Raw genomic sequence first — 23,462 nt, 5'->3', positions numbered from 1 at the left:
CCGCACCCGGCGCGGGGCTTAAATCGCGGCCATGGCCCTCAGAGAAATCATCATCCTGCCCGACAGGCAGCTGCGTCTGGTCTCCAAGCCGATCGAGAAGGTCACGGCCGAGATCCGCAAGCTTGCCGACGACATGTTCGAGACCATGTACGACGCGCCTGGCATTGGGCTCGCCGCGATCCAGGTCGCGCAGCCGCTGCGGCTGATTACCATGGACCTCGCCAAGCGCGACGAGAACGGCGAGACCACGCCGCTGCCGCGCGTCTTCATCAACCCCGAGATCATCGCCTCGTCCGAGGAACTGTCGGTCTACGAGGAAGGCTGCCTCTCGATCCCCGAATATTACGAGGAGGTCGAGCGCCCTGCGAAGGTGCGCGTGCGCTTCACCGATCTCGACGGCAAGGTGCACGAGGAGGACGCTGAAGGCCTCTATGCCACCTGCATCCAGCACGAGATCGACCATCTCAACGGCGTGCTGTTCGTCGACTACCTGTCGAAGCTCAAGCGCGACCGCGTGATCAAGAAGTTCGAGAAAGCCGCCAAGCGCGCGGAATGAGGAGGGCTCGGCCCTCTCGTCGTCATGGCCGGGCTTGACCCGGCCATCCACGCCTTGCTTGCTTCGTCGCCAAGACCGTGGATGCCCGGGACAAGCCCGGGCATGACGGAGAACCAGAACTCTCACTGAACGCAGCCACATGCCCCTCCGCCTCATCTTCATGGGCACGCCCGATTTCTCCGTGCCGACGCTGCTCGAGCTGGTCGCGCACGGCCACGAGATCGTCGCCGTCTACACCCGCGCGCCGAAGCCGGGCGGGCGGCGCGGCCTGCAATTGCAGCCGACGCCGGTCGAGGAGGCCGCGCGAAAACTCGGCATTCCCGTGCTGACGCCGAAGACGCTGAAAACCCAGGAAGCGCTCGACGAGTTCAGCGCGTTCGATGCAGATGCCGCCGTCGTCGTCGCCTACGGCATGATCCTGCCGCAGGCGATCCTCGATGCGCCAAAACTCGGCTGCTACAATCTCCACGCCTCGCTGCTGCCGCGCTGGCGCGGCGCCGCCCCCATCAACCGCGCGATCATGGAAGGCGATGCCGAGAGCGGCGTGATGGTGATGAAGATGGATGTCGGCCTCGACACCGGCGACGTCGCGATGGCCGAGCGCCTCGCAATTACCGACGACATGACGGCGGTCGATCTGCATGATCGGCTTTCCCGCCTCGGCGCCGACCTGATGGTGCGCGCGATGGCCGCGCTCGATCGCGGCGGGCTCCAGCTCAAGAGGCAGAGCGAGGATGGCGTGACCTACGCCGCCAAGATCGACAAGGCCGAGGCGCGGATCGACTGGACCAGGCCGGCGCGCGCCGTGCTGCGCCACATCCACGGTCTGTCGCCGTTCCCCGGTGCATGGGCCGAGCTCGCCGGCGTCAGCGAGAACGCGCGCGTCAAAATCCTGCGGTGTGAATTGGCGAAGGGCTCGGGCGCGCCGGGCGCGGTGCTCGATGACAAGCTCACCATCGCCTGCGGCGAGGGCGCCATTCGCATCATCGAGCTCCAGCGCGAGGGTAAGGGCCGGATGCAGGCCGCGGACTTTCTGCGCGGCGTGCCGTTGAAGGCGGGCGCCAAATTCACCTGACGCTGTCATACCCCGCGAAGGCGGGGTATCCAGTACGCCGAGACTTCTCGGCTGAATAGAGATGCCTCAGAGTACTGGATCGCCCGGTCAAGCCGGGCGATGACACCACCCGGATTGAGATGCCCCGCTACAAGCTCACCATCGAATATGACGGCGCGCCGTTCTTCGGCTGGCAGGTGCAGGACACGCTGCCCTCGGTGCAGGGCGCGCTGGAGGCGGCCGTGAAGGCGATGACCGGCGCGGATTTGCGCGTGCACGGTGCCGGCCGCACCGATGCCGGCGTGCACGCGCGCGGCCAGGTCGCACATGTCGACATCAATAAGCCATTTCCACCGGGCCGGTTTCGCGACGGGTTGAATGCGCATCTGCGCCCGCACCCGATCGCGGTGCTCGAGGCCGAGATCGTGCCTGACGCGTTCGAGGCGCGCTTCTCGGCGGTGAAGCGCCACTACCGCTATCGCGTCATCAATACCCGCGCCAATCTCGCGCTCGACATCGGCCACGCCTGGCGCGTGCCGCGCAAGCTCGATGCCGATGCGATGCACGCTGCGGCACAGCGTCTGCTCGGCAAGCACGATTTCACGACGTTTCGCGACACCGAGTGCCAGGCCAAATCGCCGGAGAAGACGCTCGATCAGCTTGACGTCGAGCGCGATGGCCGCGAGATCGTCATTGTCACCTCGGCGCGGTCGTTCCTGCACAGCCAGGTCCGCTCGATGGTGGGCTCCTTGGTCTGGGTCGGTGAAGGCCGCTGGACCGCCGACGATCTCTCCGCAGCGTTAGAGGCGCGCAACCGCGCAGCGTGCGGCATCGTCGCCCCGCCGGACGGGCTGTATCTGATGAAGGTGGATTATTAGGGACGGGAGACGGGAAACTCTCGCGAGGCCCACCACTGTCATTCCCCGCGAAGGCGGGGAATCCAGTACGCCGCGACCTATCGGTTCAGTCACTGACGCCGGTGGAATACTGGATCGTCCGCCTTCGCGGACGATGACAGCAGCGGGTTTGGCGGCGATGAGGGCCCCTACCCAAAATACCGCGTCAGTATCCCCCGATACACCTTCGTCAACGTCTCCAGATCCTTCACCGGCACGCGCTCGTCGACCTGGTGCATGGTCTGGCCGACCAGCCCAAACTCGATCACCGGGCAATAGCTCGAGATGAACCGCGCATCCGACGTGCCGCCACTCGTCGACAGCTCCGGCTTGCGCCCCGTCACCTCCTCGATCGCGGACACCGCGAGATCGGTGAATGGGCCGGGCTTGGTCACGAACACGTTGGAGTTCGAGGGCTCCCAGACGATGCGGGCCTTGATGCGGTTGCCGCAGGCATTCGTCAGCCGCGTCTCGACCAGTTCGCGCAACGACGCCTGGGTGTGGTTGTCGTTGTAGCGGATGTTGAACCTGGCGCGGGCCTCGCCCGGGATGACGTTGTTGGCTTTGTTGCCGACGTCGACCGAGGTGAATTCGAGATTGGAGGCCTGGAATTGCGCGCTGCCATGGTCGAGCGGCTCGTCGGAGATCGCCACGATCAGCCTGGAAATGTCAGGCACCGGATTCGCCGCGCGATGCGGATAAGCGACGTGGCCCTGCACGCCATCGACGTACAGCGTGCCGGATTGCGAGCCGCGGCGGCCGACCTTGATGGTATCGCCGAGGGTCTCGACATTGGAAGGCTCGCCCAGCACGCAATGGTCGAATTTCTCGCCGCGCTCGGCGGCCCATTTCAACAGCTTGATGGTGCCGTTGATCGATACGTCTTCCTCGTCACCGGTGATCAGGAACGAGATCGAGCCCTTGCCGTCGCTGCGCGGTTGGCCGCCATTGGCGGCGAGATGCTCCAGGACAGCTGCGACCGAACAGGCGATGCCGCCCTTCATGTCGACCGCGCCGCGGCCATGCAGGACACCGTCCTTTACCTCTCCGGAGAACGCACCGACGCTCCAGGCGCTCTCGTCACCGGGCGGTACCACATCGGTATGGCCGGCGAAGGTGATGTGCGGACCCTCGCTGCCGATCCGCGCATAGAGATTGTCGACGTCGGCGGTGCCGGGTTCGCTGAAGGTCACGCGGTGGCAAATGAAGCCTGCGGCGTTGAGGGCCTTTTCGAGTACCCCGAGCGCACCGGCATCTTCAGGGGTTACCGAGGGGCAGCGGATCAGATCGCGGGCAATGGAGAGAGCATCGGTCATGAGCCCCGCTTAACATGCATGCCGCCGGGTGGGCTAGCGCTGGGCGGGACAATTTCGATCTCGCGGCTCTGGTCCCAGCTTTTGGCCGAGGGAGAGACGGATGCGGAGCCGTCGCCGAAGTCAGCGCTCGGATCGGGGCCGAAGCGGTTGTGGCCCGCGGTGCCGGGCACGATGAACAGCTCGACGATTCCCCATAGCCACAGGGTCGAAGCGGTGAGGCTGAGCGACAGGGCCCAATGGGAGTCAGGCAGCAGATCCGAGAACTGACTGAACAGGCCCGGTGCGAAGAAGAATGGAATGATCCACCAGCCGCTCTTGTCGCGGTCGTGCAGCCGCTTGGTGGCCGTTGCCAGGAAGATCCATGTGAATAGCGACAGGCCTGATGCCTTCAGGATCAGGTCCGTGTGGCCGAGGGATGCCAGCGAGCGATAAATCCGGGGATCGACCAGCTTGAAGAGGTCGTCGAGGCCGAAGTCGAAATCGAGTTTGACCGATAGCTTTGACGATCCTTCGGCATTGAGGAAGTGAATGACCTGACCGATCACGCCGAGCAGGCCCGCCAGCATGGCGACGATCAGCAGCGCCTGCCACAGCAGGGCGCGGTTGATGCGGCCGTCGAAGCGGAAGAGATACCAGGTCCAGTCCATGCGAAAGGCTCCGGGCGGGAGCGGTCGCCCGGTGATTGGTCGCGATGGAGGGAGAGGGGGTTCGACGGGACACCAGACCCGTCATGCCCGCGTAGCGGCGAAGCCGTCGTCGCTGGAGGCGCGAGTGGCACGATGCAAAGCATCGCGCCGGGAGCCTGGAAGGATGAGCGGCGGGGATATCGCAGCCAGCCGGGCCGTCGCCCTTCGAGGGCCGCCGAAGAGGTGGCCACCTCAGGGTGACGGATTACGTTTTGTGGACCGGACTCAATCCCGCAGCAGCTCGTTGATGCTGGTCTTGGAGCGCGTGCGCTCGTCGACGCGCTTGACGATCACGGCGCAGGCGGTGCTCGGGCCGATCTGGCCATTCTTCATCGGCTTGCCGGGCAGCGCGCCGGGCACCACCACCGAATATTCAGGCACTTCGCCGATGAAGATCTCGCCGGTCTCGCGGTCGACGATCTTGGTCGAGGCGCCCAGGAACACGCCCATCGCCAGCACCGCGCCCTTGCGCACGATCACGCCTTCGGCAACTTCCGAGCGGGCGCCGATGAAGCAGTCATCCTCGATGATCACGGGCTCGGCCTGCAGCGGCTCGAGCACGCCGCCGATACCGACTCCGCCGGAGATGTGCACGCGCTTGCCGATCTGCGCGCAGGAGCCGACCGTCGACCAGGTGTCGATCATGGTGCTTTCATCGACATAGGCGCCGAGATTGACGAAGGACGGCATCAGCACGACGTTGCGGGCGATGAAGGCCGAGCGGCGCACGATGGAGCCGGGAACGGCGCGGAAACCGGCGTCGCGAAAGCGGTTCTCGCCCCAGCCGTCGAACTTCGAGGGCACCTTGTCCCACCAGGTCGCCTTGCCGGGGCCGCCGGGAATGGCGCCCATGTCGTTGAGGCGGAACGACAGCAGCACGGCCTTCTTCAGCCATTGATTGACCTTCCACTTGCCGCTGGCTTCGCGCTCGGCGACACGTGCCTCGCCCTTGTCCAGAATCTCCAGCGCCTGGTCCACGGCCTCGCGCACCTCGCCCTTGGTCGAGGTCGAAACGCCGTCGCGCGCGTCGAAGGCGTTGTTGATGGTGGATTCGAGGGCTGCAAGGGACATCGGGATTTCCTCTGGGGAAGGCAGGACTTGTCGCGGATTGGAGGCTTTTTCGGGATTTGGCGGGGGAGAGTCAAGCTAGGTTCGCTGTCATCACCCGCGAAAGCGGGTGATCCAGTACGCCGCAGCGGTCGTGATGAATCGAGACAGGAGTGATTACTGGATACCCCGCTTTCGCGGGGTATGACGGCTACCTGGGAGGCGACAACCTGCCCAAAAACCCCGTCAGATCATCCGTGACGTGATCGACATGGGCGGCGTCCCGGCCCTCCAGTTCCCAATCTTCCCGCACGACCTCTTTGGTCCCATCCGGCACCACCAGCACCGTGGTCATGCCGAGCTGGTGCGGGACGGTGAGGTTGCGGGCGAGATCCTCGAACATGGCGGCGCGTGTCGGATCGACCGCGTGGTCGGCGAGAAATTTTTGATACGTCTGCGCCGCCGGCTTCGGCTCGAATTGCGCGGCAATGATGTCGAACACGCCGTCGAAATGCGTTGCAAGGCCGAGCCGCGCCAGCACTGCATCGACATGGTCCACCGAGCCGTTGGTCAGGATCAGCTTGCGCCCCGACAATCTTGCGATGGCTTCGCCGAGCGCCGGATTCGGCTCCAGCGGCGAATGGTCGATCTTGTGGACGTAGGCGAGATAGTCGTCGGCGGACACGCCATGCAGGGTCATCATGCCGCGCATGGTGGTGCCGAAGCGCTGGTAATATTCCTTCTGGAGTCTTCGCGCTTCCACCGGCGTCACCTGCAGCCAGCTCGACACGAACTCGGTGATCCGCACATCGACCTGCTGCCACAGATTGACGTGATGCGGATACAGCGTGTTGTCGAGGTCGAACACCCAGGTGTCGACATGGGCAAAGGTGCGGGGTTGGCTCATCGCAAATCTTCCTTCACGGCACGGCGAAGCGCAGCGTCTTGCCGCCGCTCGACATATCCACCGCGCCAAAGCCGGTCGCCGCGAATCCGCGCGCGCCGCAATCGGTCTGCTCGGTGGTCTCGAACTTGGTCTCGCGCGTGCAGAGCTGCCTGTCACCGCCCCAGTTCAACGGCCGGTCCTTCAGCTTGACGGCGCGGTTGTCGGCGTCGACGGCCTCCGCGAAGCTGAAGATCTGCTTCGGCTGGCCGGTGACATCAGGGTGCAGGCACGTCTTGGGATCGATGCGATACCAGCCGCGGCTGGTCACGGACTTGCCGTCGTCGGTCGCGATCGCCGCCATCACCTTGTGCGGTGTGTCGTTGCACCAGGTGAGGCCGGTCGCGGACGGCGTCTGCACCGCATCGACCATGGTCTTGAAGAAATTCGGCGAGCCCACGATGTCCGCGGACAAGCCGCGGCTCTTCAGGAACGCGGCCAGGGCGGCTTGCGTCTTCGGCCCGTCGACGCCGTCGATCGGCGCAGCATCGTAGCCCGCGATCACCAGGAGCCGCTGGATGCCGGCGAGGCGGGCCTGCTCGTCGTCATATTCGGAATCCTCGGCGAGATAGGCAATCAGGTTGCCGTCGGCGCCCTGCGCAGGCGTCACTTGCGTAAAGGCGGCCTGGGTCTGGCCGCTGCGGCATTGCCGGGCCGCGGCGATGACGAAATTGTCCTGCGCCACGCACAGCATGTCGCTGCCGCTCTGTGGAATCGGGGAGGCGCCATAGACGCCGAGCGCACGGGCGTTGAGCAGGATGCGGTCGGCGGTCAGCGTGCCCTGCACCACCACGCGGCAGGTGGCGGGATCGACCCTGAACCAGCCCCGCGTCGCGGTCGCCGCCTTGTCGTCGATGCCGATCGCGGCCTCGACGACATAGGACATCCGGTTGCAGATCTTCAGATCAGCGAAGGCGGGCACCGAGGAGAAGACGAACGAGACGGCCGCGGCCGGCAGCGTCATCAGGAAGCGGGTGAGGGTGGAGCGACGACGTGGCCGAACTCTCGGCTCGTCATGGCCGGGCTTGTCCCGGCCATCCACGTGCAACCGCATGTACGGAGAAGCGTAAATGCCCGGGTCAGGCCCGGGCATGACGACCATCTTCCGTTTCTCGCGTTCGCCCATCACTTGTGGATCAGCGTTCCCGTGCCGGTGTTGGTGAACAGCTCGAGCAGCACGGCATGCTGCATCTTGCCGTCGATGATGACGACGCCTTCGACGCCCTGCTCCAGCGCATAGATGCAGGTCTCGACCTTCGGGATCATGCCGCCGGAAATGGTGCCGTCGGCGATCAGCTTGCGCGCGTCCTTCACCGAGAGCTGCGGGATCAGCTTCTTCGACTTGTCGAGCACGCCGGGCACGTCGGTGAGCAGCAACAGGCGCTTGGCCTTCAACGCGCCGGCAACCGCACCCGCAAAAGTGTCGGCATTGACGTTCAGCGTCTGGCCCTCCTTCGAGGTCGCGAGCGGCGCCAGCACCGGGATCAGCTCGTAGCCGATCAGCTGGTTGAGCAGCGTGAGGTCGACCTTCTCGGGGTCGCCGACGAAGCCGAGATCGATCGCCTTCTCGATGTTCGAGCCGGGATCGATGATGGTGCGCGTCGTCTTCGACGCCTTCACCATGTTGGCGTCCTTGCCCGACAGGCCCACGGCCTTGCCGCCGGCCTCGTTGATGTAGCCGACGATCTGCTTGTTGACGGAGCCGGCGAGCACCATCTCGACGATCTCGATGGTCGCGGCGTCGGTGATGCGCAGGCCTGCCGCGAACTCCGATTGAATGCCGAGGCGCTTGAGCATGGTCGCGATCTGCGGCCCGCCGCCATGCACCACCACCGGATTGATCGCAGTCTGCTCCAAAAGCACGATGTCGCGGGCAAAATTCTTCGCGGTCTCCTCGTCGCCCATGGCGTGGCCGCCATATTTGATGACGATGGTTTCCTCGTCATACTGTTGCATGTGCGGCAGCGCTTCGGACAGGATGCGGGCCTGGTCGAGCGGGGAGATGTCGGTCATGTCGCGGATCTCGCTGGCGGGACTGGAGCGGCCTGCGTTCTATCCGATTGGCGGGGACAGCGCAAAGTGTGACTGTCGGGCTACGAGCTGCGCTTTGCCGCCAGCGCCGCCACACTCACCGCCAACCAGCCTGCAATCATCACCGTCCCGCCGGTCGGTGCCGCCATCGGAAACAGCGAGTGCCCGGCATATTGCCGCAAGGTGAGGTCGCCCGCGAACAGCGCGGCGCCGATCGCGAAGCCGAATGCGCCGATGAGGCCAATTCCGCCGTGCAGAAGGCCGCGCGCGAGCAGCGCCGTGACGGCAAGTATGGCAGTCGCGTGAAACAGCAGCATCGCGCTGGCGGAGGCCAGCCGGCTCGCGTCGGCGCCGTGAGCGGAGGCGGCGGCCAGCGCGACGCCGGCGGCGCCCATCAAGCCGGCAAGCCCGATCAGCAGGCGCTGCGCCATCATCACGAGGCCCGCTCTTCCAGCAGCTTCGCCATCGCGGCGCGCAGGCTCTCCATGCCGGTCGAGCTGCGTGACGAGGTCGCGAGCACGTTCGGGAACGCAGCCGGATGTTTGGCCAGTGCCGCCTCGGTCTCGGCGATGCGCGATTGCAGCTCGGAGGCCTTCACCTGGTCGGCCTTGGTCAGCACGATCTGGTAGCTGACAGCGGAGCGGTCGAGCGTCTTCAAGACCTCGAGGTCGACGTCCTTGAGCCCATGACGCGCGTCGATCAGCACGTAGACGCGCGCGAGCGAGGCGCGCCCCAGCAGGAATTTGTGGATCAGCTCGGTCCAGGACGCGACCTGGCTCTTCGGCGCCTTGGCGTAGCCATAGCCGGGCATGTCGACGAGCCGCAAATCGGTCTTGCCGGGGACCTCGAAGAAGATCAGCTCCTGGGTGCGGCCCGGCGTATGCGAGGTGCGCGCCAGCGCGTTGCGCCCCGTCAGCGCGTTGATCAGGCTGGACTTGCCGACATTGGAGCGCCCGGCAAAGGCGACCTCCAGCCCCGCCATCGGCGGCAGCGTCTGGATCGAAGGCGAGGCCCAGATGAACTGCCAGTCACGGGTGAAAAGTTTTCGCCCGGCTTCGATCAGCTTCGCATCGTTGTCGTCGGTCATGCGAAGGCTTTCTGTTGATCCCTCATGGTGAGGAGGCGCGTAAGCGCCGTCTCGAACCATGAAGGCCCCGGTGCCCGTGGCCATCCTTCGAGACGCGGCCTTGCGGCCGCTCCTCAGGATGAGGGTCGAAGTATCGCTACGTCGCCTTGCGCGCGAACGTCGCCTTGAGATTGTCGAACAGCTCCACCTTCACGCCGTTGCGGCGCATGATGTAGCTCTGCTGGAGCACCGAGAGCGTGTTGTTCCAGGCCCAGTAGATCACGAGGCCCGCCGGGAAGCCCGCCAGCATGAAGGTGAAGATCAGCGGCATCCAGTTGAAGATCAGCTGCTGGGTCGGATCCGGCGGCGTCGGGTTCAGCTTCATCTGGAACCACATCGTGATGCCCATGATGATCGGCCAGATGCCGAGTGCGAGGTAATGGCCGAACACGGGCAGCGTGGTCGGATCGAACGGGATCAGCCCGAACAAAGTGAACAGATTGGTCGGATCCGGCGCGGAGAGGTCCTTGATCCAGCCGAAGAAGGGCGCGTGCCGCATCTCGATGGTGACGAACAGCACCTTGTAGAGCGAGAAGAACACCGGGATCTGGATCACGACGGGAAGACAACCGGCGACCGGATTGATCTTCTCCTTGCGGTAGATCTCCATCATCTCCTGCTGCTGCTTCACCTTGTCGTCGGGGTAGCGCTCTTTCAGCGCCGCAAGCTGCGGCTGGACCGACTTCATCTTCGCCATCGAAGCGTAGGACTTGTTCGCCAGCGGGAAGAACAGCAGCTTCACGATCACGGTCACGAGCAGGATCGAGATGCCGAAATTGCCGAAGAAGCGGAAGAAGAAGTCGAGGCCGAGGAACATCGGCTTGGTGATGAAGTAGAACCAGCCCCAGTCGATCAAGAGATCGAAATGGTTCAGCCCCAGCTCCTTGTTGTAGCCGCCGAGGCCGGCGAACGGGAACACGCCGACCACGCCGGCTTCCTTGGCGCCGGCGAACAGCCGCGCGTTCGCGGTCGCAGTGCCGCCGATCGCGACGGTGACGGGGTCGAGCAGATAGTCGGTCTGGTAGGTGTGGACGTTGCCGACCGGGTTCGAGGAGAAGCGCGCCTGAAGCGGGGCATTGGTGTCGGGCAGCAGCGCCGAGGCCCAATACTTGTCGGTGATGCCGAGCCAGCCGTTGGTGGCCTTGAAGTCCACCTTCTTGGCTTCGTCGATCTTCTTGTAGGCATATTCCTGCAGGCCGTGATCGCCGAGATAGCCGATCAGGCCTTCATGCAGGATGTAATAGCCCGAGACCTGCGGCGCTCCATGGCGCGAGATCAGCGCGAACGGATAGAGTGTAACCGGCGCATTGCCGACATTACTCACCTCGTCCTTGATGGTGAAGAGATAATGATCGTCGACGGCGATGGTGCGGCGGAAGGTCAGGCCATCGCCGTTTTCCCATTTCAGGACCACCGGCGTCGTCGGCGTCAGGCTTCCGCTGCCGTCCTGCTGCCAGACGGTCTGGGCATCGGGCATCTTCGCGGTCACACCCGTCGCCGCCACCCAGCCGAACTCGGCGTAATAGGGCTCCGCGGTACCGGAGGGCGAATAGAGGATGATCGGCGGCGATTTCGGGTCGACCGTTTCGCGGAATTGCACCAGCGCGATGTCGTCGATGCGGCCGCCCTTCAGCGAGAGGCTGCCGACGATGCGCGGCGTGTCGATCTTCACGCGCGGGCTGGCGGCAATCGCGGTTTCGCGGGCGACGACCGGCTGGGCCTGCTGGTTCACGCCCGGGGTCGACGGCTGCGCGGCGCCGCCGGCCGGCGTGGTACCCGGCGTTGCGGATGCGGTCGGCTGCGGCGTGGTCTTCTGGAGCTCAGCCTGCGTCTGCTGCTGGGCGCGCTGCTTCTCCATCGCCGGCACGTTGTAGAAATACTGCCAGGCGATCAGGACGAGGCCCGACAGAATGACGGCGAGGATGGTATTGCGATTGTCGGTCATCACTGTTGTCTCGTCATCAATCTGGTTTGCGGCTGGCAGGCGGGACGGGGCCGGGCCCTACGCGTCTTGGGCCGCGTCCCTTGTGCGTATGCCGCGCGGGCTTCGTGAACGCTATGCGCAGATCGTCGAGCATGGTGGCGAAGTCGCGCGAGAGCGCGTCCCTTCGGCCGACCAGGACATAATCATGATGGGGCTGCATCGACACCGGATCGAGCCGCTTCACCAGTTCGCGAAGCCGGCGCCGGATTCGATTGCGCACGGGGGCGTTGCCGTTCTTTTTGGTAACGGTGAAGCCGATCCGGATCGGACCGCCGTCGTCACGAGGGCGGCTTTGCAGGACGAACGCGGGACTGTTCACCCGCGCGCCATTGGCAACGGCGAGGAAATCCGCCCGCTGCCTCAGCCGATCCATGATGAAATCCCGGGAAAGGGGGTCCGGCTCAGGCGCTCAGACGCTTGCGGCCGCGGGCGCGGCGGGCGGCGAGAACCTTGCGACCGCCGGCAGTGGCGAGACGAGCACGGAAACCGTGACGGCGCTTGCGCACCAGTTTGCTGGGTTGATAAGTCCGCTTCACGGGTTTTTCTCCGCTGACCGGGCAATTTGCCTGTAGAATTGAAGGTAAAGCCCGGAAGATGCGGCCCCAAACGGGCCATTTTCGGCCCCAAGAGAGCCGCTCCCGGCATCACACCGGGTCATCTGCGGACAATTTGGCCGGCTTATAAGCGAGCGCCTTGTTTTCGTCAACGCCGCACAAGCGCGCGATTCCGGTGAATATCGCTGTTTGTGCGGGGTTTTTAACCCTTGAGGTGGCGATTCGCCATATCAGCGCCTACATCCCACATTGGTGGATTAGCGATCCGTAATTTGACCGGACCGGGGTCGGGCCGCATCTTCATACCCGCCAATCCTTCACCCGCCAGAGGCAGCGAGGGCGTATTTCGTGGCAGCGACAGACCTCCAGCCGATCCAGGATCAGGATCAGCAGGACCAGCCGGCGATGCGCTGTCGCGGGACGCGCGGGCTTGGGCTGTCTGGCAAGCTGCTGCTGCTCACCATTCCCCTGGTGATGATCGCGGCCAGCCTGCTTTATGTGCCGGCCATCGCCAACTTCTGGGTCAACCGGCTGAATGACCGCGTCGCCGCCGCCAACACGGCGGCGCTGGTGCTCGATGCGGCGCCGCTCGGCATGGTTCCCGATTCGCTGTCGCGCCAAATCCTGAAGAGCATCAATGCCCGCGCGGTCGCCATCAAGATGGGCCAGCAGCGCCGATTGCTCGCCAGCGACAATTTGCCGGCAGCCATCGAGCACGACATCGACCTGCGCGACATGACGGCGTGGGAGGCGATCACCGGCTCGTTCCGGATGATGCTGGAGACCGGCAACCAGGCCATCCGCATCGTCGGGCCCGGCGTCGGCAATGCCCAGTTCATGGAGATCGTCACCGACGAGCTGCCGCTGCGGCAGCAGATGTACCGGTTCTCGCGCAACGTCGTGGTGGTCGCGCTGATCATCGCGGCGCTGACCGCGGGCCTCGTCTATCTCGCGCTTCATTATCTCTTCGTGCGCCCGATGCGGCGGCTGACCGCGAGCCTGGTCGGCTTCCACGAAAACCCCGAAAGCTCGGCGCGGATCATCGTGCCGAGTCAGCGCAGCGACGAAATCGGGGTGGCCGAGCGGGAATTGTCGGACATGCAGCGCGATTTGATGTCGATGCTGCATCAGAAGAGCCGGCTCGCCGCCCTCGGCCTCGCCGTGTCCAAGATCAACCACGATCTGCGCAATCTGCTGGCCTCGGCCCAGCTGCTGTCGGATCAGCTCGCCAGCGTGCCCGATCCGCGGGTGCAGCGCTTTGCGCCGAAGCTGGTACGCTCGCTCGAGCGCGCCATCGCGTTCTGCCAGTCGACGCTGTCCTACGGCCGTGCCCAGGAAGCCGCGCCGGACCGGCGCATGATCCTGATCGAGCCTGTGGTGCTGGAAGTGCGCGAGACGGCGGGCCTCGCCAGCGATGCCTCGATCGCCTGGGTCGCCGCGATCGATCGCGGGCTCGCGGTCGATGCCGATCCCGATCAGCTGTTCCGGGTGCTGCTCAACCTCGTCCGCAACGCCGCCCAGGCGCTGGAAAGTCACGCCTCCGGCGAGGGCGGGGTGCAGCAGATCCGGATCACGGGAAAACGCGAGGGCGCGGTCGCAATTCTCGAGGTATCCGACACCGGCCCCGGCGTCCCCCCGAAGACCCGCGACCATCTGTTCGAGGCGTTCCAGACCTCCGGCCGCCCCGGCGGCAGCGGCCTTGGCCTCGCGATTGCCGCCGAGCTGGTTCGCGCCCATGGCGGCGACATCCACTTGGTCGAAGGCACTATCGGCGCCACCTTCCGCATCACCATCCCCGACCGGCCCGTGGAACTGCTCTCCGTCCGCAACGAGCGGCAGAGGGCGTAACGCTGATCGCCGTCATTCCGGGGCGGCGCAGCGCGCCGAACCCGGAATCCTGAGGTTTGGCGCGAGATTCCGGGTTCGATGCTCCGCATCGCCCCGGAAGATAACGGAAACCGCCATCTCCCCGCAAAATCTCCCCATCCCGGACCTTGCCAACCGCGGCAAGAGCGGTTAGTCAGAGCGCTCTTTCGCACCCCTCCGGCGCTGTCCGGAGGCTGCCTGCGGGCTTAGGCCCGCACTGTTCGCGAAAAACGCGCCCGTAGCTCAGCTGGATAGAGCATCAGACTACGAATCTGAGGGTCGGACGTTCGAATCGTTCCGGGCGCGCCATTCTTCGACGAAAGGTCATGACACAGCAGCATCCGGTCGCCAGGCGGCCCGAGACCGGGTGGCCACGTCGTGTGAGGATCTGAATGAGAATATCGCAGGCGTTCAAGTTCGAGGCGGCGCACCGGCTGCCCAATGTGCCCGAGACCCATCGATGCCGCCGGCTGCATGGTCATTCCTACCGGGTCGAGGTTCAGCTGGACGGGCCGGTCGATCCGCACACCGGCTTCGTCGCTGATTTCTTCGACATCGAAAAATGCTTTGCCGACATCCTGGCCGCGCTGGACCATCACTGCCTCAACGAGGTCAAAGGCCTCGAGAACCCGACCGCCGAGAATATCGCGATCTGGATCTGGGACCGGTTGAAGCCGGATCTTCCGCAGGTCTCGGCGGTCCGCGTCTACGAAACGGCGGATTGCTGGGCCGAATATAACGGGCAGTGACGATGGCCGCTGCTGATAGGGCCTCACCTTGCCAGGCTGGCCTGGCATCAGACGACGGATCGGAGCGCGCATGCGCGAGTCGTTCCGGGCGTGCCATTTTTCGTAGTATGTCTCTCCCATGCGCACGATCGACCGTCTGTTCTCCTGCCTCGCTCTGATCCTTGCAATCGCAGCCGTCCCGGTGCTTCCCGCGCGCGCGGCCGAAGCCTGCCCGTTCATCAGCGCGAAGGAGCTTGCCGCTGCGATGCCGGCGCTCAAATGGTCGCTGATTTCAAATCAGGACGGCCGCGGGTGCATCTATCAGGCCGGACGCGGCGACACGATGATGCTGTCGGTGTTCCGCAATCCCGACAAGGACCGCGCCAGGGAATTGTACGCGACCTTCGTCAAGACGCTTGGTGAGCGCATGGCGCTCAACGCGGTCGCGGGGATCGGCGACGAAGGCCAGGGCGGTACGACCGCAGCAGGCGCGGAGCGCCAGGAGGCCGTGGTCGTCACCTTGTCGGGCGACTACATCCTGCAACTCACCGTCTATCCGGTCGGCCGGCGCGCCGACGATGCGCTGCTCGGGCCGGTCACCGAAGCGGCGCGCGTGGCCATCGCCAATGTGAGCAGGAGCAGCGAGCGGTTCGGCAGTTGCGAGTGGCTCACGGCCGCGGATGCCGACGGCTTTCTCGACGCGAGCACGCTGACGGTGCAGCGGACCGGCGCGGGCAGTTGCATGATGTTCGATCGCGAGGCCAACACCATGACCGTCGCGGTGATCGCGACCTCGCGCGACACCGCCATCGGCATGATGAAGCGCGCAGGTCCCTGCAAGCACGTGGCGATCCCCGAACTCGGCAGTGAAGCCTTCGGCGAGTATTCCTGCACCAAGGGCAACGGCAACGCCGCCAACATCTATGTCTGGAAGAACGGCAAGCAGGCCTCGATCCTGTTCGCGCCGGTCAAGCCGCATCCGGAGTCCGGCTCGGTCGAGCGCCTGAAGGCGGTCGCCGCGCGGGTGTATCGGAAGCTGTGACGGCGCCCATCGCCGGGAGGACGCCGACATCGAGGTGCAATAGGCCTGGCGAAATCGGCAATATCCGGGACCGCCCAGCGGTCCCGGATATCGTCCGATTAGAATGTCAGCCCGCAAGCCCGCCGGATCGCGATCTGAACCGGCGAAGGGGGCAACCCCGGATCAAACTCGTCCTTCGGCAGCAGCGGAGGCTGTGCCATGAAGCGCGGCCGTTTCCCTCGGTGGGGTTGCGCGGCATGAACGAGGAACGGATGGCACAGATAAACGCTGCCTGCCGCACCGGTCGCCAGTGTCGTCTCGCAATCCATCGTCGAGGCGTAGCCCTCGGCCGAGAGCTGCCGGAGCGTTGCACCGGCATCGCCATAGGGCAGCAGCTCCCGCGCGATGGTGGCATGCGAGCCTTTCCGGATCCGCGTGGGCGCATCGTCGCCCCCGACATCCGAGAACAGGAAGAGCATCAGCAATGCACGTCCACTGCTCTTCACATTGACGCGCCACTCCATGAAATCCGGATTGGCGATGCCAAAGCTCATGTCCACATGCCAGCCATCATCACCGGGGGGTTCCGTTGACGGGAAGCGGATCGGAAAGGTTCCGAGGCCTTTCGGCGCGAGCCAGCGCCCTTCGCCGACGAGTTGATCGTAGGCCTTGTGCAGGGCTGGCGCGTTCGCGGCTTCAATGAAAGGGGGCGAAACCTTGGACCCTACCCTGACAACGGGTTGAGTCCAGTGTTCGGGTTGGTCTGGCGACAGACCAATATCCGCCCACAACTCGTCCCTGCATTGTTTCGCAAGCTGGGTGCGGAAGGCATTCTCGATTTTAACGAAACCGTCGTCGATGAAGTTCTGGACCTGACGGGGCGTCAGGCCGACCTGTTCGGTCTTGGGCATTGCACATTTCTCCGTTCAGCTGCCGCATCGAGCGCAGCCGGTTGATCTGATTGGATGCGCCGGAAACGACGTCAGCCGTTCAGATCAGCGGGAAAAATGTGGACGTGAACATCATGTTGGGAACCGTATATCGCGGCGGAGCCCGGAATCAAGACACGCTCGCTGTTTTCCGCAGGCCGAGCGTGGGCAGCTCTCGCGATCCGAGGAGGCTGCCGCACGCTCATGTGTTCGTCACGGGCAGGCGTGACGCAGGCCGTCATTGCCCAGATACGTCCCTGAGCCCGGATCGTAGGACCGAAAGCGCTGCGCGCAATAGGAGGCGGCGTTGGATTGCGCCTGGCTGTTGGCGATCGCGCCGCCGATGATGGCGCCGGCCGCGAGGCCGCCGAGTACGGCTGCACCGGTGCCACCGTGGCCGTGACGGTGCCCGTAATAGCCATGTCCATGTCGAGGCCCGTGTCCGTAGCCATGCCGGTACTGCACCTGCTGCAGGCCTTGGTCCGGGCCGGGATTTGCGATTGGCAGCGGCGCCGCGAGTACGGGTGAAACAGCCGTCGAGAGCATCGCTCCGGCGGCCGCCAGGGCGACGAACGTTCTGCGCATTGTCATATCGGGGCTCCATGCTGTTGGGGATGAAGGAGCAACGGCTGGCCGCCCGCTCCGTTCCCTTCGATTCATGGCGAGCGTCACAGCGTCGCAGAAAATGAAATGTTCGTAAGGATGTCGATCGGCTGGCTTCGCCGGGGCCGACGCCACTGCTCGGAATGACCGTCGGGGTTCCCCATCGTTGATCTGAAACAATGATGACCCCAACCACCAATGCTAGAAGGATTCGCAAGTCGCGATTCACGGCTCCCGGCTGGTCGCGACAATCGCAACGCGCGTTGGAATCCGAGGGCCGAATGGGACGACTGCTGAATATCGTGACGCCGCTGCATACGGCGACCAAGCGCGACTACATGGGGCGCATGAACGACGACAAGATCGGCTGCTCGCTGAAGGCGCGGGAATACGAGGCCGATTATTGGGACGGCGACCGCCGCTTCGGCTATGGCGGCTACCGCTTCATCGAGGGACGCTGGGCGCCGGTCGCCAAGGCGCTGATCGAGACCTATGGCCTGAAGGACGGCTCCAGCGTGCTCGACGTCGGCTGCGGCAAGGGTTTCCTGCTGTATGAGATGCAGAAGATCCTGCCGGGCCTGAAGGTCACAGGCTTCGATATCTCCAGGCACGGCCTTGCCAATTCGCATGAGCAGGTGCGACCCTATCTCTTCAACTATCGCGCCCAGGACATCTACCCCTATGGCGACGACAGTTTCGATCTCGTCATCTCGCTCGGCACCCTGCACAATCTCAGGCTCTACGAGCTCGAAGCGGCGCTCAAGGAGATCGAGCGGGTCGGCAAGAACAAATACGTCATGGTCGAGGGCTATCGGACCGTCGCCGAGTTGCACAACCTCGAATGCTGGGCGCTGACCGCGGAATCCATCCTGCACACGTCGGAGTGGATCTGGCTCTACGGCAAGCTCGGCTACACCGGCGATTACGAATTCATCTATTTCGAGTGACCGGGCGCGCCTCATGGACATCAAGACTGCCAAGGCGGCCATTCTCGTCGAATCGGGCAAGCCGCTGATCGTCGACGAGTTCACCTTGCCGGATACGCTCGAGCATGGCCAGGTGCTCGCGCATGTGCACACCTCCAGCATCTGCGGCGCGCAGATCAACGAGATCGACGCCGTCAAAGGCGTCGACAAGTTCCTGCCCCACCTTCTCGGGCACGAAGCGCTGGCCACGATCGTGGAAACCGGTCCCGGTGTCGTCTCCTGCAAGCAGGGCGACACCGTCGTCATGCATTGGCGGCCGGGCAAGGGCATCCAGTCCAACACGCCGGCCTATTCCTGGCGCGGCAAGCGCCTCAATGCCGGTTGGGTCACCACCTTCAATGAATATGCCGTGGTGTCGGAGAACCGTGTCACGCCCGTTCCCGCCACGATCGACCGCACCAGCGCGCCGCTGCTCGGCTGCGCGGTGACGACCGCGCTCGGCGTCGTCAACAACGACGCGCAGATCGCCATCGGCGAAGCCGTCGTCGTGTTCGGCGTCGGCGGCGTCGGGTTGAACATCGTGCAATTCGCCGCGATGGTCGGCGCCTATCCCGTCATCGCGATCGATCGTCTCGACAACAAGCTGGCGATGGCGAAGGATTTCGGCGCCACTCACACCATCAACTCCGAAGCGGTCAAGGATGTGGCCGCGGAGGTTCGCGCCATCACCGGCGTTGAGGGACCCGACAAGGTCGTCGAGACCACCGGCGTCAAGAATCTGATCGAGCTCGCCTACGAGATCACCGCAAGGAAAGGCCGCTGCATCCTCGTCGGCGTTCCCCGCGAGAAGGCCGAGATCTACACGCTGCCGCTCCATTTCGAGAAGGTGCTGAAGGGCTCGGAAGGCGGCCAATGCCAGCCGGCGCGCGACATTCCGCGCCTCGTGCGACTGAGCGATGCCGGCAAGGTGAGCTACCGCGGAATCGTGACCCACGAGTTCGCGCTCGACGACGTCAACGACGCGCTCGACCTGATGCGCAGCGGCACCTCGGGCCGGATCCTGCTGAACATCAGCTGAGCGCGGCGTCGAGGATGCAAGGCTTCAACGGCAGGCGTCTGTATCGATGCGCGCCCGGTCTTCACCTCTCCCGTAGCGAGAGGTCGGATCGCTGATATACTCTCTTGTTATAACGTATCCCGTAGGCTCGGAGGCCTTCCACCCGCGTTTGAAAATCATCCGTCGGACGCGGCGTCTCCACGCCGCTCGCCGGGAGCACCACGACCTTGGCTCCGGAGGGCACGCGGCGGTACAGGTCAATGACGTCCTGGTTCATCATGCGAATGCAGCCGGAGGACATCGCCTGGCCGATCGACCATGGCTCGTTGGTGCCGTGAATCCTGTACAGAGTGTCCTTGCCGTCCTTGAACAGATAAAGAGCACGCGCGCCGAGCGGATTCTGCGTGCCGCCCTCCATGCCTCGGGCCCACTTGACGTACTTGTCCGGCTCGTGGCCGATCATGTCCTTCGTGGGCGTCCAACGCGGCCATTCGCGCTTCATCGCGACATTGGCGGTGCCCGACCAGGCCATGCCAGCCCTGCCGACGCCTACGCCGTAGCTCGTGCTCGGCGGCATTTGGGTGGGAGCAGGGCTTACCGACCTGCTCATCGACCGCGGTGGGATGCTGCAATCACGGCGGCCGCGTTCCGCAGCGTCGGGTGCCTGACGCATTACTTTAGAACTTGCTAAATTGCAATTATTGAATATGTTCTTTGCCTACGGCCGATCGTTCCGGGAGTATGCGGCCGTCCTGCTGACGGGGAAACGCACATGACCACCATCACGGAAAGCTACGTTCGCGAAGCTCCGCGCGCCGCGCGGGTCGACTGGTCGCCCTATCTTATCGGCGCCGGGATCGGGCTCCTGAGCTGGATCGCCTTCGCGGTGTTCGGGGATCCGCTCGGCGTCACCACTGCCTATTCACGTATCGCCTCGTTATTCGCCTTACCGGTGATTGGGCCCGAGGCGGTTGCACAGAACGCCTATTGGAAGAGCATGCCGCTGAAGTGGGACTATGGCGTCTGGTTTCTCCTCGGCATTCCGTTCGGCGCGTTCATCTCGGCCGTGATTTCGGGAACGTGGCGGCTCGAGCTTGTGCCCGAGGTCTGGAGGGAGCGGTTCGGGCCGTCGGTCACGAAACGATTTGTCGCCGCGTTCCTCGGCGGCGTGGTGATCATGTACGGAGCTCGGCTCGCTGGCGGCTGCACGAGCGGACATGGCATTTCCGGCGGTCTGCAGCTGGCGGTATCTAGTTGGCTGTTCCTGGCCGTGATGTTTGCAACCGGGCTCGGCATTTCCGCGCTCATGTTCCGCAGAAACTGAGGGGGATGCCATGACCGCGATAATGACGATCCTTGGCCCGCTGCTGATGGGCGCAGTCTTTGGTTTCCTGTTGCAGCGCGGCAAGGTCACGAGCTGCAATGTGATCGAGAACCAGTTTCGCTTGCGCGACTTCACCGTGCTGAAAGTGATGGGCACCGCGATCGTCGTCGGCGGCATTGGCGTGCTGCTCCTCGTCGACACCGGCAACACGAAATACTATGTGAAGGACGCCAACATGCTGGCGGTCGCCCTTGGCGCCGCCCTGTTTGGCGTAGGTATGGCGGTGTACGGCTACTGCCCCGGAACGGCGCTAGGTGCCATCGCTGCAGGCAGCGTCCATGCTTTGGTCGGTGCGTTCGGCATGATCGCAGGCGCCATCCTCTACGCGCTGAGTTTCGACTGGCTGAAGGCTCACGTGCTGAACGTCTGGACGCTGGGCAAGGTCCGTCTTCCGGATGTGACGGGCGTTCCTGATATCGCTTGGTTCGCTGCGCTTGCCGTCGGTGCCGGGCTGTTCTTCTGGTGGGTCGAGTCCACGGAGGCCAGGCGGAAGCGGAGCTAGGCCGCCTCGCCTGTTGGTCCGGGCGAAACAACGCTTATCGGCTGCGAGGCGCAAGACAGTCGGTGCACGGGCGAAAGCAGCCGCTCGACTCGCCGACCCAATACGACGTGATCTCGCTATCGAGCCTGACAGCCGCCACGCTCTCGGTCGCGAGCATTGCGTGATGCTGCGACCAAGCCGCGGCAGAAGGATCGAAGTTTCCGCCGAGAGCACCTGCGGCACCCTCGCCGAATTCGACCAGCTCAGAAGATAAATAGGCGATGTCATAGGCGGACATGGGCATGAGCGCAGTCGCATCCGTGGCTTCCCGCTCGAACGGGATGCTTCAAGCAGCGGAGCTCTTGTGAAATCTTGGAAAGGGTGAGGGCTCCCACCTTCAGTTAGATCCGCTCCAGTCAGACTTACGCGCATCGGACAGACAGTCTTACTATTCGAAGCTAGGAACGAATTGGATCAGCCGGCGTAGTCGTCGCCAGCGTGTGGAGCAAATCATGACGACGACGCGAAACCGGGTACCTCTCCACTCTGCTGAGAGCGACAATCGTCGTATCAACCGAGAAATGCGGGCCAATGTCGCCTGCTTCGCCGAGCACCGCCAAGAAATCGCCGGGCGATTGCAGGAAATCGATAGAGAGGGGGACATCGAAAGAGCAATCGAGGCGAATGCCGCAGTGATCGCCTTCGCCGGCGTCGCGCTTGCCGCGACCAACAATCGGCGCTGGCTGGTCCTGCCGGCGCTCGTCACCAGCTTTCTGTTCCAGCACGCCATCCAAGGATGGTGCCCTCCGGTTCCAGTTTTGAGGAAATTGGGCTTCCGAACTTCATATGAAATCGAGGAGGAACGCCGAGCCCTGATGGCGCTGCGAGGTGATTTCGGACAGAAGGCCGAAAGCGCGGATGCCGCCCTTCGGGCTTCCGTCGGCACCGCGGACGCACCCTTACCCGCGTAGCTCTGCCGCCCACTCAGTAGAGGAGTTCGGGATGTCCTACTACTTCGCGAAGAAGCTAGACGCTCCTTTTTCGGAGGCCGTCGAGCGAACTATAGCCGCGCTCAAGGCCCGGGGCTTCGGCGTTTTGACCAAGATCGACGTGCAGTCGACGTTGAAGGAAAAGATCGGCGCCGACTTCCGCCCCTATGTGATACTTGGTGCCTGCAACCCGAAGATGGCCCACGAGGCGCAGAAGGCCGAGGACAAGATCGGGACCATGCTTCCCTGCAACGTGGTCGTCCAGGAGGTCGATGGCGGAACGGAGGTCGCGGCAGTTGACCCCGTCGCCTCGATGCAGGCCATTCAGAACGCGTCCCTGGCGAGCATCGCGGAAAAGGTCCGCGACGAGTTGAAGGCGGTGATCGAAGCGATCTAAGGCCTCCGCCGTTGTTGGCGTCGCTTTGGTTCGACGCCTCCGGCCTCGCTAAGGCCTTGCCACGCACGATACAGCCGCGGCCCATGTCCTCTGTTGGTCAACGGTCCGCATCGGAGAATCATCCGTCGGACGCGGCGGTCTCCACGCCGCTCGCCGGGAGCACCACGACCTTGGCTCCGGAGGGCACGCGGCGGTACAGGTCAATGACGTCCTGGTTCATCATGCGAATGCAGCCGGAGGACATCGCCTGGCCGATCGACCATGGCTCGTTGGTGCCGTGAATCCTGTACAGAGTGTCCTTGCCGTCCTTGAACAGATAAAGAGCACGCGCGCCGAGCGGATTCTGCGTTCCGCCCTCCATGCCTCGGGCCCACTTGACGTACTTGTCCGGCTCGCGGCCGATCATATCCTTCGTGGGCGTCCAACGCGGCCATTCGCGCTTCATCGCGACATTGGCGGTGCCCGACCAAACCATGCCAGCCCTGCCGACGCCTACGCCGTAGCGCAGCGCCTTGCCGCCTTCCTGCACCAGATAGAGGAAGCGGTTCTTCGGATCCACGACAACGGTCCCGGCGGGCTGCCCGGTCGGATCGTCGACGAGTTGACGCATGTAGCGGGCCTTCAGGTCGCCCGCGGGAACAGCCGCAACGGTGTAGGCGCCATCTGAGACCGCGCCATATCGTGGCTCGGACGTCGGGGCATAAGTCGCGGCCGCGGCCTTGGGCATGATGTCCGAGTCGGAAACGCAGCCTGCCAGCGCCGCCGGCAGAAGCAGAGCCGCGGCACAGACGGCCCATTGCTTTCGAAGCGTCATGTTCATTCCCTCGGTACGGCCTGTCGGCGCGGGTGGGGCCAGTCTCGATCCGCAGCTTAAGCCGGGCTTAAGAG

The 23,462-nt window shown here is 64.3% G+C and carries 27 protein-coding genes, 1 tRNA gene and 1 pseudogene; 13 read left to right on the top strand and 16 right to left on the bottom strand.

All coding sequences use genetic code 11. The features are described 5' to 3' along the window. Positions 1–31 precede the first annotated feature (31 nt). The 3 genes from def (at position 32) to truA (ending at position 2,488) form a co-directional block, all read left to right on the top strand. A complete protein-coding gene (gene def, locus CIT39_RS31465; RefSeq protein WP_094976425.1) occupies positions 32–556 on the top strand; it encodes a peptide deformylase in 525 nt (174 codons plus the stop codon). A gap of 139 nt (positions 557–695) precedes the next feature. Further along, a complete protein-coding gene (gene fmt / locus CIT39_RS31460; protein WP_094976426.1) occupies positions 696–1,631 on the top strand; it encodes a methionyl-tRNA formyltransferase in 936 nt (311 codons plus the stop codon). A 119-nt stretch (positions 1,632–1,750) separates the two neighbouring features. Then, positions 1,751–2,488, top strand: a complete 738-nt coding sequence (gene truA / locus CIT39_RS31455; RefSeq protein WP_094976427.1) for a tRNA pseudouridine(38-40) synthase TruA — start codon at positions 1,751–1,753, stop codon at positions 2,486–2,488. 167 nt (positions 2,489–2,655) lie between these two features. On the opposite strand, the gene dapE is transcribed toward truA, so the two are convergent. The 11 genes from dapE to rpmH form a co-directional block, all read right to left on the bottom strand. Beyond that, the gene (dapE, locus tag CIT39_RS31450; RefSeq protein ID WP_094976428.1) at positions 2,656–3,822 is read right to left on the bottom strand and encodes a succinyl-diaminopimelate desuccinylase; all 1,167 of its coding nucleotides are present in this window, start codon (positions 3,820–3,822) and stop codon (positions 2,656–2,658) included. Next, the gene (locus tag CIT39_RS31445) at positions 3,819–4,469 is read right to left on the bottom strand and encodes a DUF805 domain-containing protein (RefSeq protein ID WP_094976429.1); all 651 of its coding nucleotides are present in this window, start codon (positions 4,467–4,469) and stop codon (positions 3,819–3,821) included. The genes dapE and CIT39_RS31445 overlap by 4 nt, the downstream gene beginning before the upstream one ends. Positions 4,470–4,733: 264 nt before the next feature. Beyond that, positions 4,734–5,579, bottom strand: coding sequence for a 2,3,4,5-tetrahydropyridine-2,6-dicarboxylate N-succinyltransferase (dapD, locus tag CIT39_RS31440; protein WP_094976430.1), 846 nt, complete (start codon positions 5,577–5,579; stop codon positions 4,734–4,736). A 187-nt stretch (positions 5,580–5,766) separates the two neighbouring features. Then, positions 5,767–6,462 carry a pyrimidine 5'-nucleotidase gene (locus tag CIT39_RS31435; protein ID WP_094976431.1) on the bottom strand — a complete coding sequence of 232 codons (696 nt, stop codon included), beginning with the start codon at positions 6,460–6,462 and terminating at the stop codon, positions 5,767–5,769. A 13-nt stretch (positions 6,463–6,475) separates the two neighbouring features. Continuing rightward, positions 6,476–7,462, bottom strand: coding sequence for a DUF1036 domain-containing protein (locus CIT39_RS31430; protein ID WP_094976432.1), 987 nt, complete (start codon positions 7,460–7,462; stop codon positions 6,476–6,478). Between the two features lie 161 nt (positions 7,463–7,623). Continuing rightward, positions 7,624–8,511, bottom strand: coding sequence for an acetylglutamate kinase (gene argB / locus CIT39_RS31425; protein ID WP_094976433.1), 888 nt, complete (start codon positions 8,509–8,511; stop codon positions 7,624–7,626). Positions 8,512–8,591: 80 nt separating this feature from the next. After that, on the bottom strand, positions 8,592–8,963 hold the full coding sequence (locus CIT39_RS31420; protein ID WP_162308779.1) for a DUF423 domain-containing protein: 372 nt from the start codon (positions 8,961–8,963) through the stop codon (positions 8,592–8,594). Next, positions 8,963–9,616: a ribosome biogenesis GTP-binding protein YihA/YsxC gene (yihA, locus tag CIT39_RS31415; protein WP_094976435.1), complete on the bottom strand. Its 654-nt coding sequence runs from the start codon at positions 9,614–9,616 to the stop codon at positions 8,963–8,965. The genes CIT39_RS31420 and yihA overlap by 1 nt, the downstream gene beginning before the upstream one ends. Before the next feature lie 136 nt (positions 9,617–9,752). After that, positions 9,753–11,600, bottom strand: coding sequence for a membrane protein insertase YidC (gene yidC / locus CIT39_RS31410; RefSeq protein ID WP_162308778.1), 1,848 nt, complete (start codon positions 11,598–11,600; stop codon positions 9,753–9,755). A gap of 16 nt (positions 11,601–11,616) precedes the next feature. Continuing rightward, a complete protein-coding gene (gene rnpA / locus CIT39_RS31405; RefSeq protein WP_094976437.1) occupies positions 11,617–12,012 on the bottom strand; it encodes a ribonuclease P protein component in 396 nt (131 codons plus the stop codon). 28 nt (positions 12,013–12,040) lie between these two features. Further along, positions 12,041–12,175 carry a 50S ribosomal protein L34 gene (rpmH, locus tag CIT39_RS31400; RefSeq protein WP_008542748.1) on the bottom strand — a complete coding sequence of 45 codons (135 nt, stop codon included), beginning with the start codon at positions 12,173–12,175 and terminating at the stop codon, positions 12,041–12,043. 366 nt (positions 12,176–12,541) lie between these two features. On the opposite strand from rpmH, the gene CIT39_RS31395 reads away from it, so the two are divergent. From CIT39_RS31395 to CIT39_RS31380, 4 genes are all read left to right on the top strand, one after another. Continuing rightward, positions 12,542–14,041: a sensor histidine kinase gene (locus CIT39_RS31395; RefSeq protein ID WP_094976438.1), complete on the top strand. Its 1,500-nt coding sequence runs from the start codon at positions 12,542–12,544 to the stop codon at positions 14,039–14,041. A gap of 250 nt (positions 14,042–14,291) precedes the next feature. Next, a tRNA-Arg gene (locus CIT39_RS31390) sits at positions 14,292–14,368 on the top strand. An 83-nt stretch (positions 14,369–14,451) separates the two neighbouring features. Continuing rightward, entirely contained in the window at positions 14,452–14,808 is a 357-nt protein-coding gene (queD, locus tag CIT39_RS31385) for a 6-carboxytetrahydropterin synthase QueD (protein WP_094976439.1), read from the top strand. A gap of 118 nt (positions 14,809–14,926) precedes the next feature. Next, positions 14,927–15,829, top strand: a complete 903-nt coding sequence (locus CIT39_RS31380) for a hypothetical protein (RefSeq protein WP_094976440.1) — start codon at positions 14,927–14,929, stop codon at positions 15,827–15,829. A 98-nt stretch (positions 15,830–15,927) separates the two neighbouring features. On the opposite strand, the gene CIT39_RS31375 is transcribed toward CIT39_RS31380, so the two are convergent. Together CIT39_RS31375 and CIT39_RS31370 are read right to left on the bottom strand one after the other, a co-directional pair. After that, a complete protein-coding gene (locus CIT39_RS31375) occupies positions 15,928–16,719 on the bottom strand; it encodes a phytanoyl-CoA dioxygenase family protein (RefSeq protein ID WP_094976441.1) in 792 nt (263 codons plus the stop codon). Positions 16,720–16,950: 231 nt separating this feature from the next. Beyond that, a complete protein-coding gene (locus CIT39_RS31370) occupies positions 16,951–17,328 on the bottom strand; it encodes a BA14K family protein (protein ID WP_094976442.1) in 378 nt (125 codons plus the stop codon). 293 nt (positions 17,329–17,621) lie between these two features. On the opposite strand from CIT39_RS31370, the gene CIT39_RS31365 reads away from it, so the two are divergent. After that, a complete protein-coding gene (locus tag CIT39_RS31365) occupies positions 17,622–18,287 on the top strand; it encodes a class I SAM-dependent methyltransferase (RefSeq protein WP_094976443.1) in 666 nt (221 codons plus the stop codon). A 13-nt stretch (positions 18,288–18,300) separates the two neighbouring features. Continuing rightward, positions 18,301–19,344, top strand: coding sequence for a zinc-binding dehydrogenase (locus CIT39_RS31360; RefSeq protein ID WP_094976444.1), 1,044 nt, complete (start codon positions 18,301–18,303; stop codon positions 19,342–19,344). Positions 19,345–19,405: 61 nt separating this feature from the next. Here CIT39_RS31360 and CIT39_RS31355 read toward each other — a convergent pair. Beyond that, positions 19,406–19,882: pseudogene (locus CIT39_RS31355) on the bottom strand (L,D-transpeptidase); the annotation flags it as partial. Between the two features lie 213 nt (positions 19,883–20,095). On the opposite strand from CIT39_RS31355, the gene CIT39_RS31350 reads away from it, so the two are divergent. After that, complete coding sequence (locus tag CIT39_RS31350; protein WP_094976446.1) at positions 20,096–20,647, top strand: YeeE/YedE thiosulfate transporter family protein; 552 nt, start codon at positions 20,096–20,098, stop codon at positions 20,645–20,647. Positions 20,648–20,657: 10 nt separating this feature from the next. Next, a complete protein-coding gene (locus CIT39_RS31345; RefSeq protein ID WP_094976447.1) occupies positions 20,658–21,209 on the top strand; it encodes a YeeE/YedE thiosulfate transporter family protein in 552 nt (183 codons plus the stop codon). 34 nt (positions 21,210–21,243) lie between these two features. On the opposite strand, the gene CIT39_RS31340 is transcribed toward CIT39_RS31345, so the two are convergent. Next, the gene (locus CIT39_RS31340; protein ID WP_109853921.1) at positions 21,244–21,486 is read right to left on the bottom strand and encodes a hypothetical protein; all 243 of its coding nucleotides are present in this window, start codon (positions 21,484–21,486) and stop codon (positions 21,244–21,246) included. A gap of 214 nt (positions 21,487–21,700) precedes the next feature. Here CIT39_RS31340 and CIT39_RS31335 point away from each other — a divergent pair, with 214 nt between their 5' ends. Beyond that, positions 21,701–22,159, top strand: a complete 459-nt coding sequence (locus CIT39_RS31335) for a YgaP family membrane protein (RefSeq protein WP_094977044.1) — start codon at positions 21,701–21,703, stop codon at positions 22,157–22,159. 31 nt (positions 22,160–22,190) lie between these two features. Next, positions 22,191–22,574, top strand: a complete 384-nt coding sequence (locus tag CIT39_RS31330) for a DUF302 domain-containing protein (protein WP_094976449.1) — start codon at positions 22,191–22,193, stop codon at positions 22,572–22,574. Between the two features lie 118 nt (positions 22,575–22,692). On the opposite strand, the gene CIT39_RS31325 is transcribed toward CIT39_RS31330, so the two are convergent. Then, complete coding sequence (locus CIT39_RS31325; RefSeq protein WP_094976450.1) at positions 22,693–23,388, bottom strand: L,D-transpeptidase; 696 nt, start codon at positions 23,386–23,388, stop codon at positions 22,693–22,695. Between the last annotated feature and the right edge of the window lie 74 nt (positions 23,389–23,462).

This window comes from Bradyrhizobium symbiodeficiens (genome assembly GCF_002266465.3).
Classification (GTDB): Bacteria; Pseudomonadota; Alphaproteobacteria; order Rhizobiales; family Xanthobacteraceae; genus Bradyrhizobium; species Bradyrhizobium symbiodeficiens.
The sequence above is the reverse complement of the archived record's forward strand: the minus strand, read 5'-3'. Positions and strand labels throughout refer to the sequence as shown.

Bases quoted from the DNA above. Each gene is read 5' to 3' on its own strand.
- def (WP_094976425.1), top strand. From the start codon at position 32: ATGGCCCTCAGAGAAATCATCATCCTGCCCGACAGGCAGCTGCGTCTG.
- fmt (WP_094976426.1), top strand. From the start codon at position 696: ATGCCCCTCCGCCTCATCTTCATGGGCACGCCCGATTTCTCCGTGCCG.
- truA (WP_094976427.1), top strand. From the start codon at position 1,751: ATGCCCCGCTACAAGCTCACCATCGAATATGACGGCGCGCCGTTCTTC.
- dapE (WP_094976428.1), bottom strand. From the start codon at position 3,822: ATGACCGATGCTCTCTCCATTGCCCGCGATCTGATCCGCTGCCCCTCG.
- CIT39_RS31445 (WP_094976429.1), bottom strand. From the start codon at position 4,469: ATGGACTGGACCTGGTATCTCTTCCGCTTCGACGGCCGCATCAACCGC.
- dapD (WP_094976430.1), bottom strand. From the start codon at position 5,579: ATGTCCCTTGCAGCCCTCGAATCCACCATCAACAACGCCTTCGACGCG.
- CIT39_RS31435 (WP_094976431.1), bottom strand. From the start codon at position 6,462: ATGAGCCAACCCCGCACCTTTGCCCATGTCGACACCTGGGTGTTCGAC.
- CIT39_RS31430 (WP_094976432.1), bottom strand. From the start codon at position 7,462: ATGACGCTGCCGGCCGCGGCCGTCTCGTTCGTCTTCTCCTCGGTGCCC.
- argB (WP_094976433.1), bottom strand. From the start codon at position 8,511: ATGACCGACATCTCCCCGCTCGACCAGGCCCGCATCCTGTCCGAAGCG.
- CIT39_RS31420 (WP_162308779.1), bottom strand. From the start codon at position 8,963: ATGATGGCGCAGCGCCTGCTGATCGGGCTTGCCGGCTTGATGGGCGCC.
- yihA (WP_094976435.1), bottom strand. From the start codon at position 9,616: ATGACCGACGACAACGATGCGAAGCTGATCGAAGCCGGGCGAAAACTT.
- yidC (WP_162308778.1), bottom strand. From the start codon at position 11,600: ATGACCGACAATCGCAATACCATCCTCGCCGTCATTCTGTCGGGCCTC.
- rnpA (WP_094976437.1), bottom strand. From the start codon at position 12,012: ATGGATCGGCTGAGGCAGCGGGCGGATTTCCTCGCCGTTGCCAATGGC.
- queD (WP_094976439.1), top strand. From the start codon at position 14,452: ATGAGAATATCGCAGGCGTTCAAGTTCGAGGCGGCGCACCGGCTGCCC.
- CIT39_RS31380 (WP_094976440.1), top strand. From the start codon at position 14,927: ATGCGCACGATCGACCGTCTGTTCTCCTGCCTCGCTCTGATCCTTGCA.
- CIT39_RS31375 (WP_094976441.1), bottom strand. From the start codon at position 16,719: ATGCCCAAGACCGAACAGGTCGGCCTGACGCCCCGTCAGGTCCAGAAC.
- CIT39_RS31370 (WP_094976442.1), bottom strand. From the start codon at position 17,328: ATGACAATGCGCAGAACGTTCGTCGCCCTGGCGGCCGCCGGAGCGATG.
- CIT39_RS31365 (WP_094976443.1), top strand. From the start codon at position 17,622: ATGGGACGACTGCTGAATATCGTGACGCCGCTGCATACGGCGACCAAG.
- CIT39_RS31360 (WP_094976444.1), top strand. From the start codon at position 18,301: ATGGACATCAAGACTGCCAAGGCGGCCATTCTCGTCGAATCGGGCAAG.
- CIT39_RS31350 (WP_094976446.1), top strand. From the start codon at position 20,096: ATGACCACCATCACGGAAAGCTACGTTCGCGAAGCTCCGCGCGCCGCG.
- CIT39_RS31345 (WP_094976447.1), top strand. From the start codon at position 20,658: ATGACCGCGATAATGACGATCCTTGGCCCGCTGCTGATGGGCGCAGTC.
- CIT39_RS31340 (WP_109853921.1), bottom strand. From the start codon at position 21,486: ATGTCCGCCTATGACATCGCCTATTTATCTTCTGAGCTGGTCGAATTC.
- CIT39_RS31335 (WP_094977044.1), top strand. From the start codon at position 21,701: ATGACGACGACGCGAAACCGGGTACCTCTCCACTCTGCTGAGAGCGAC.
- CIT39_RS31330 (WP_094976449.1), top strand. From the start codon at position 22,191: ATGTCCTACTACTTCGCGAAGAAGCTAGACGCTCCTTTTTCGGAGGCC.
- CIT39_RS31325 (WP_094976450.1), bottom strand. From the start codon at position 23,388: ATGACGCTTCGAAAGCAATGGGCCGTCTGTGCCGCGGCTCTGCTTCTG.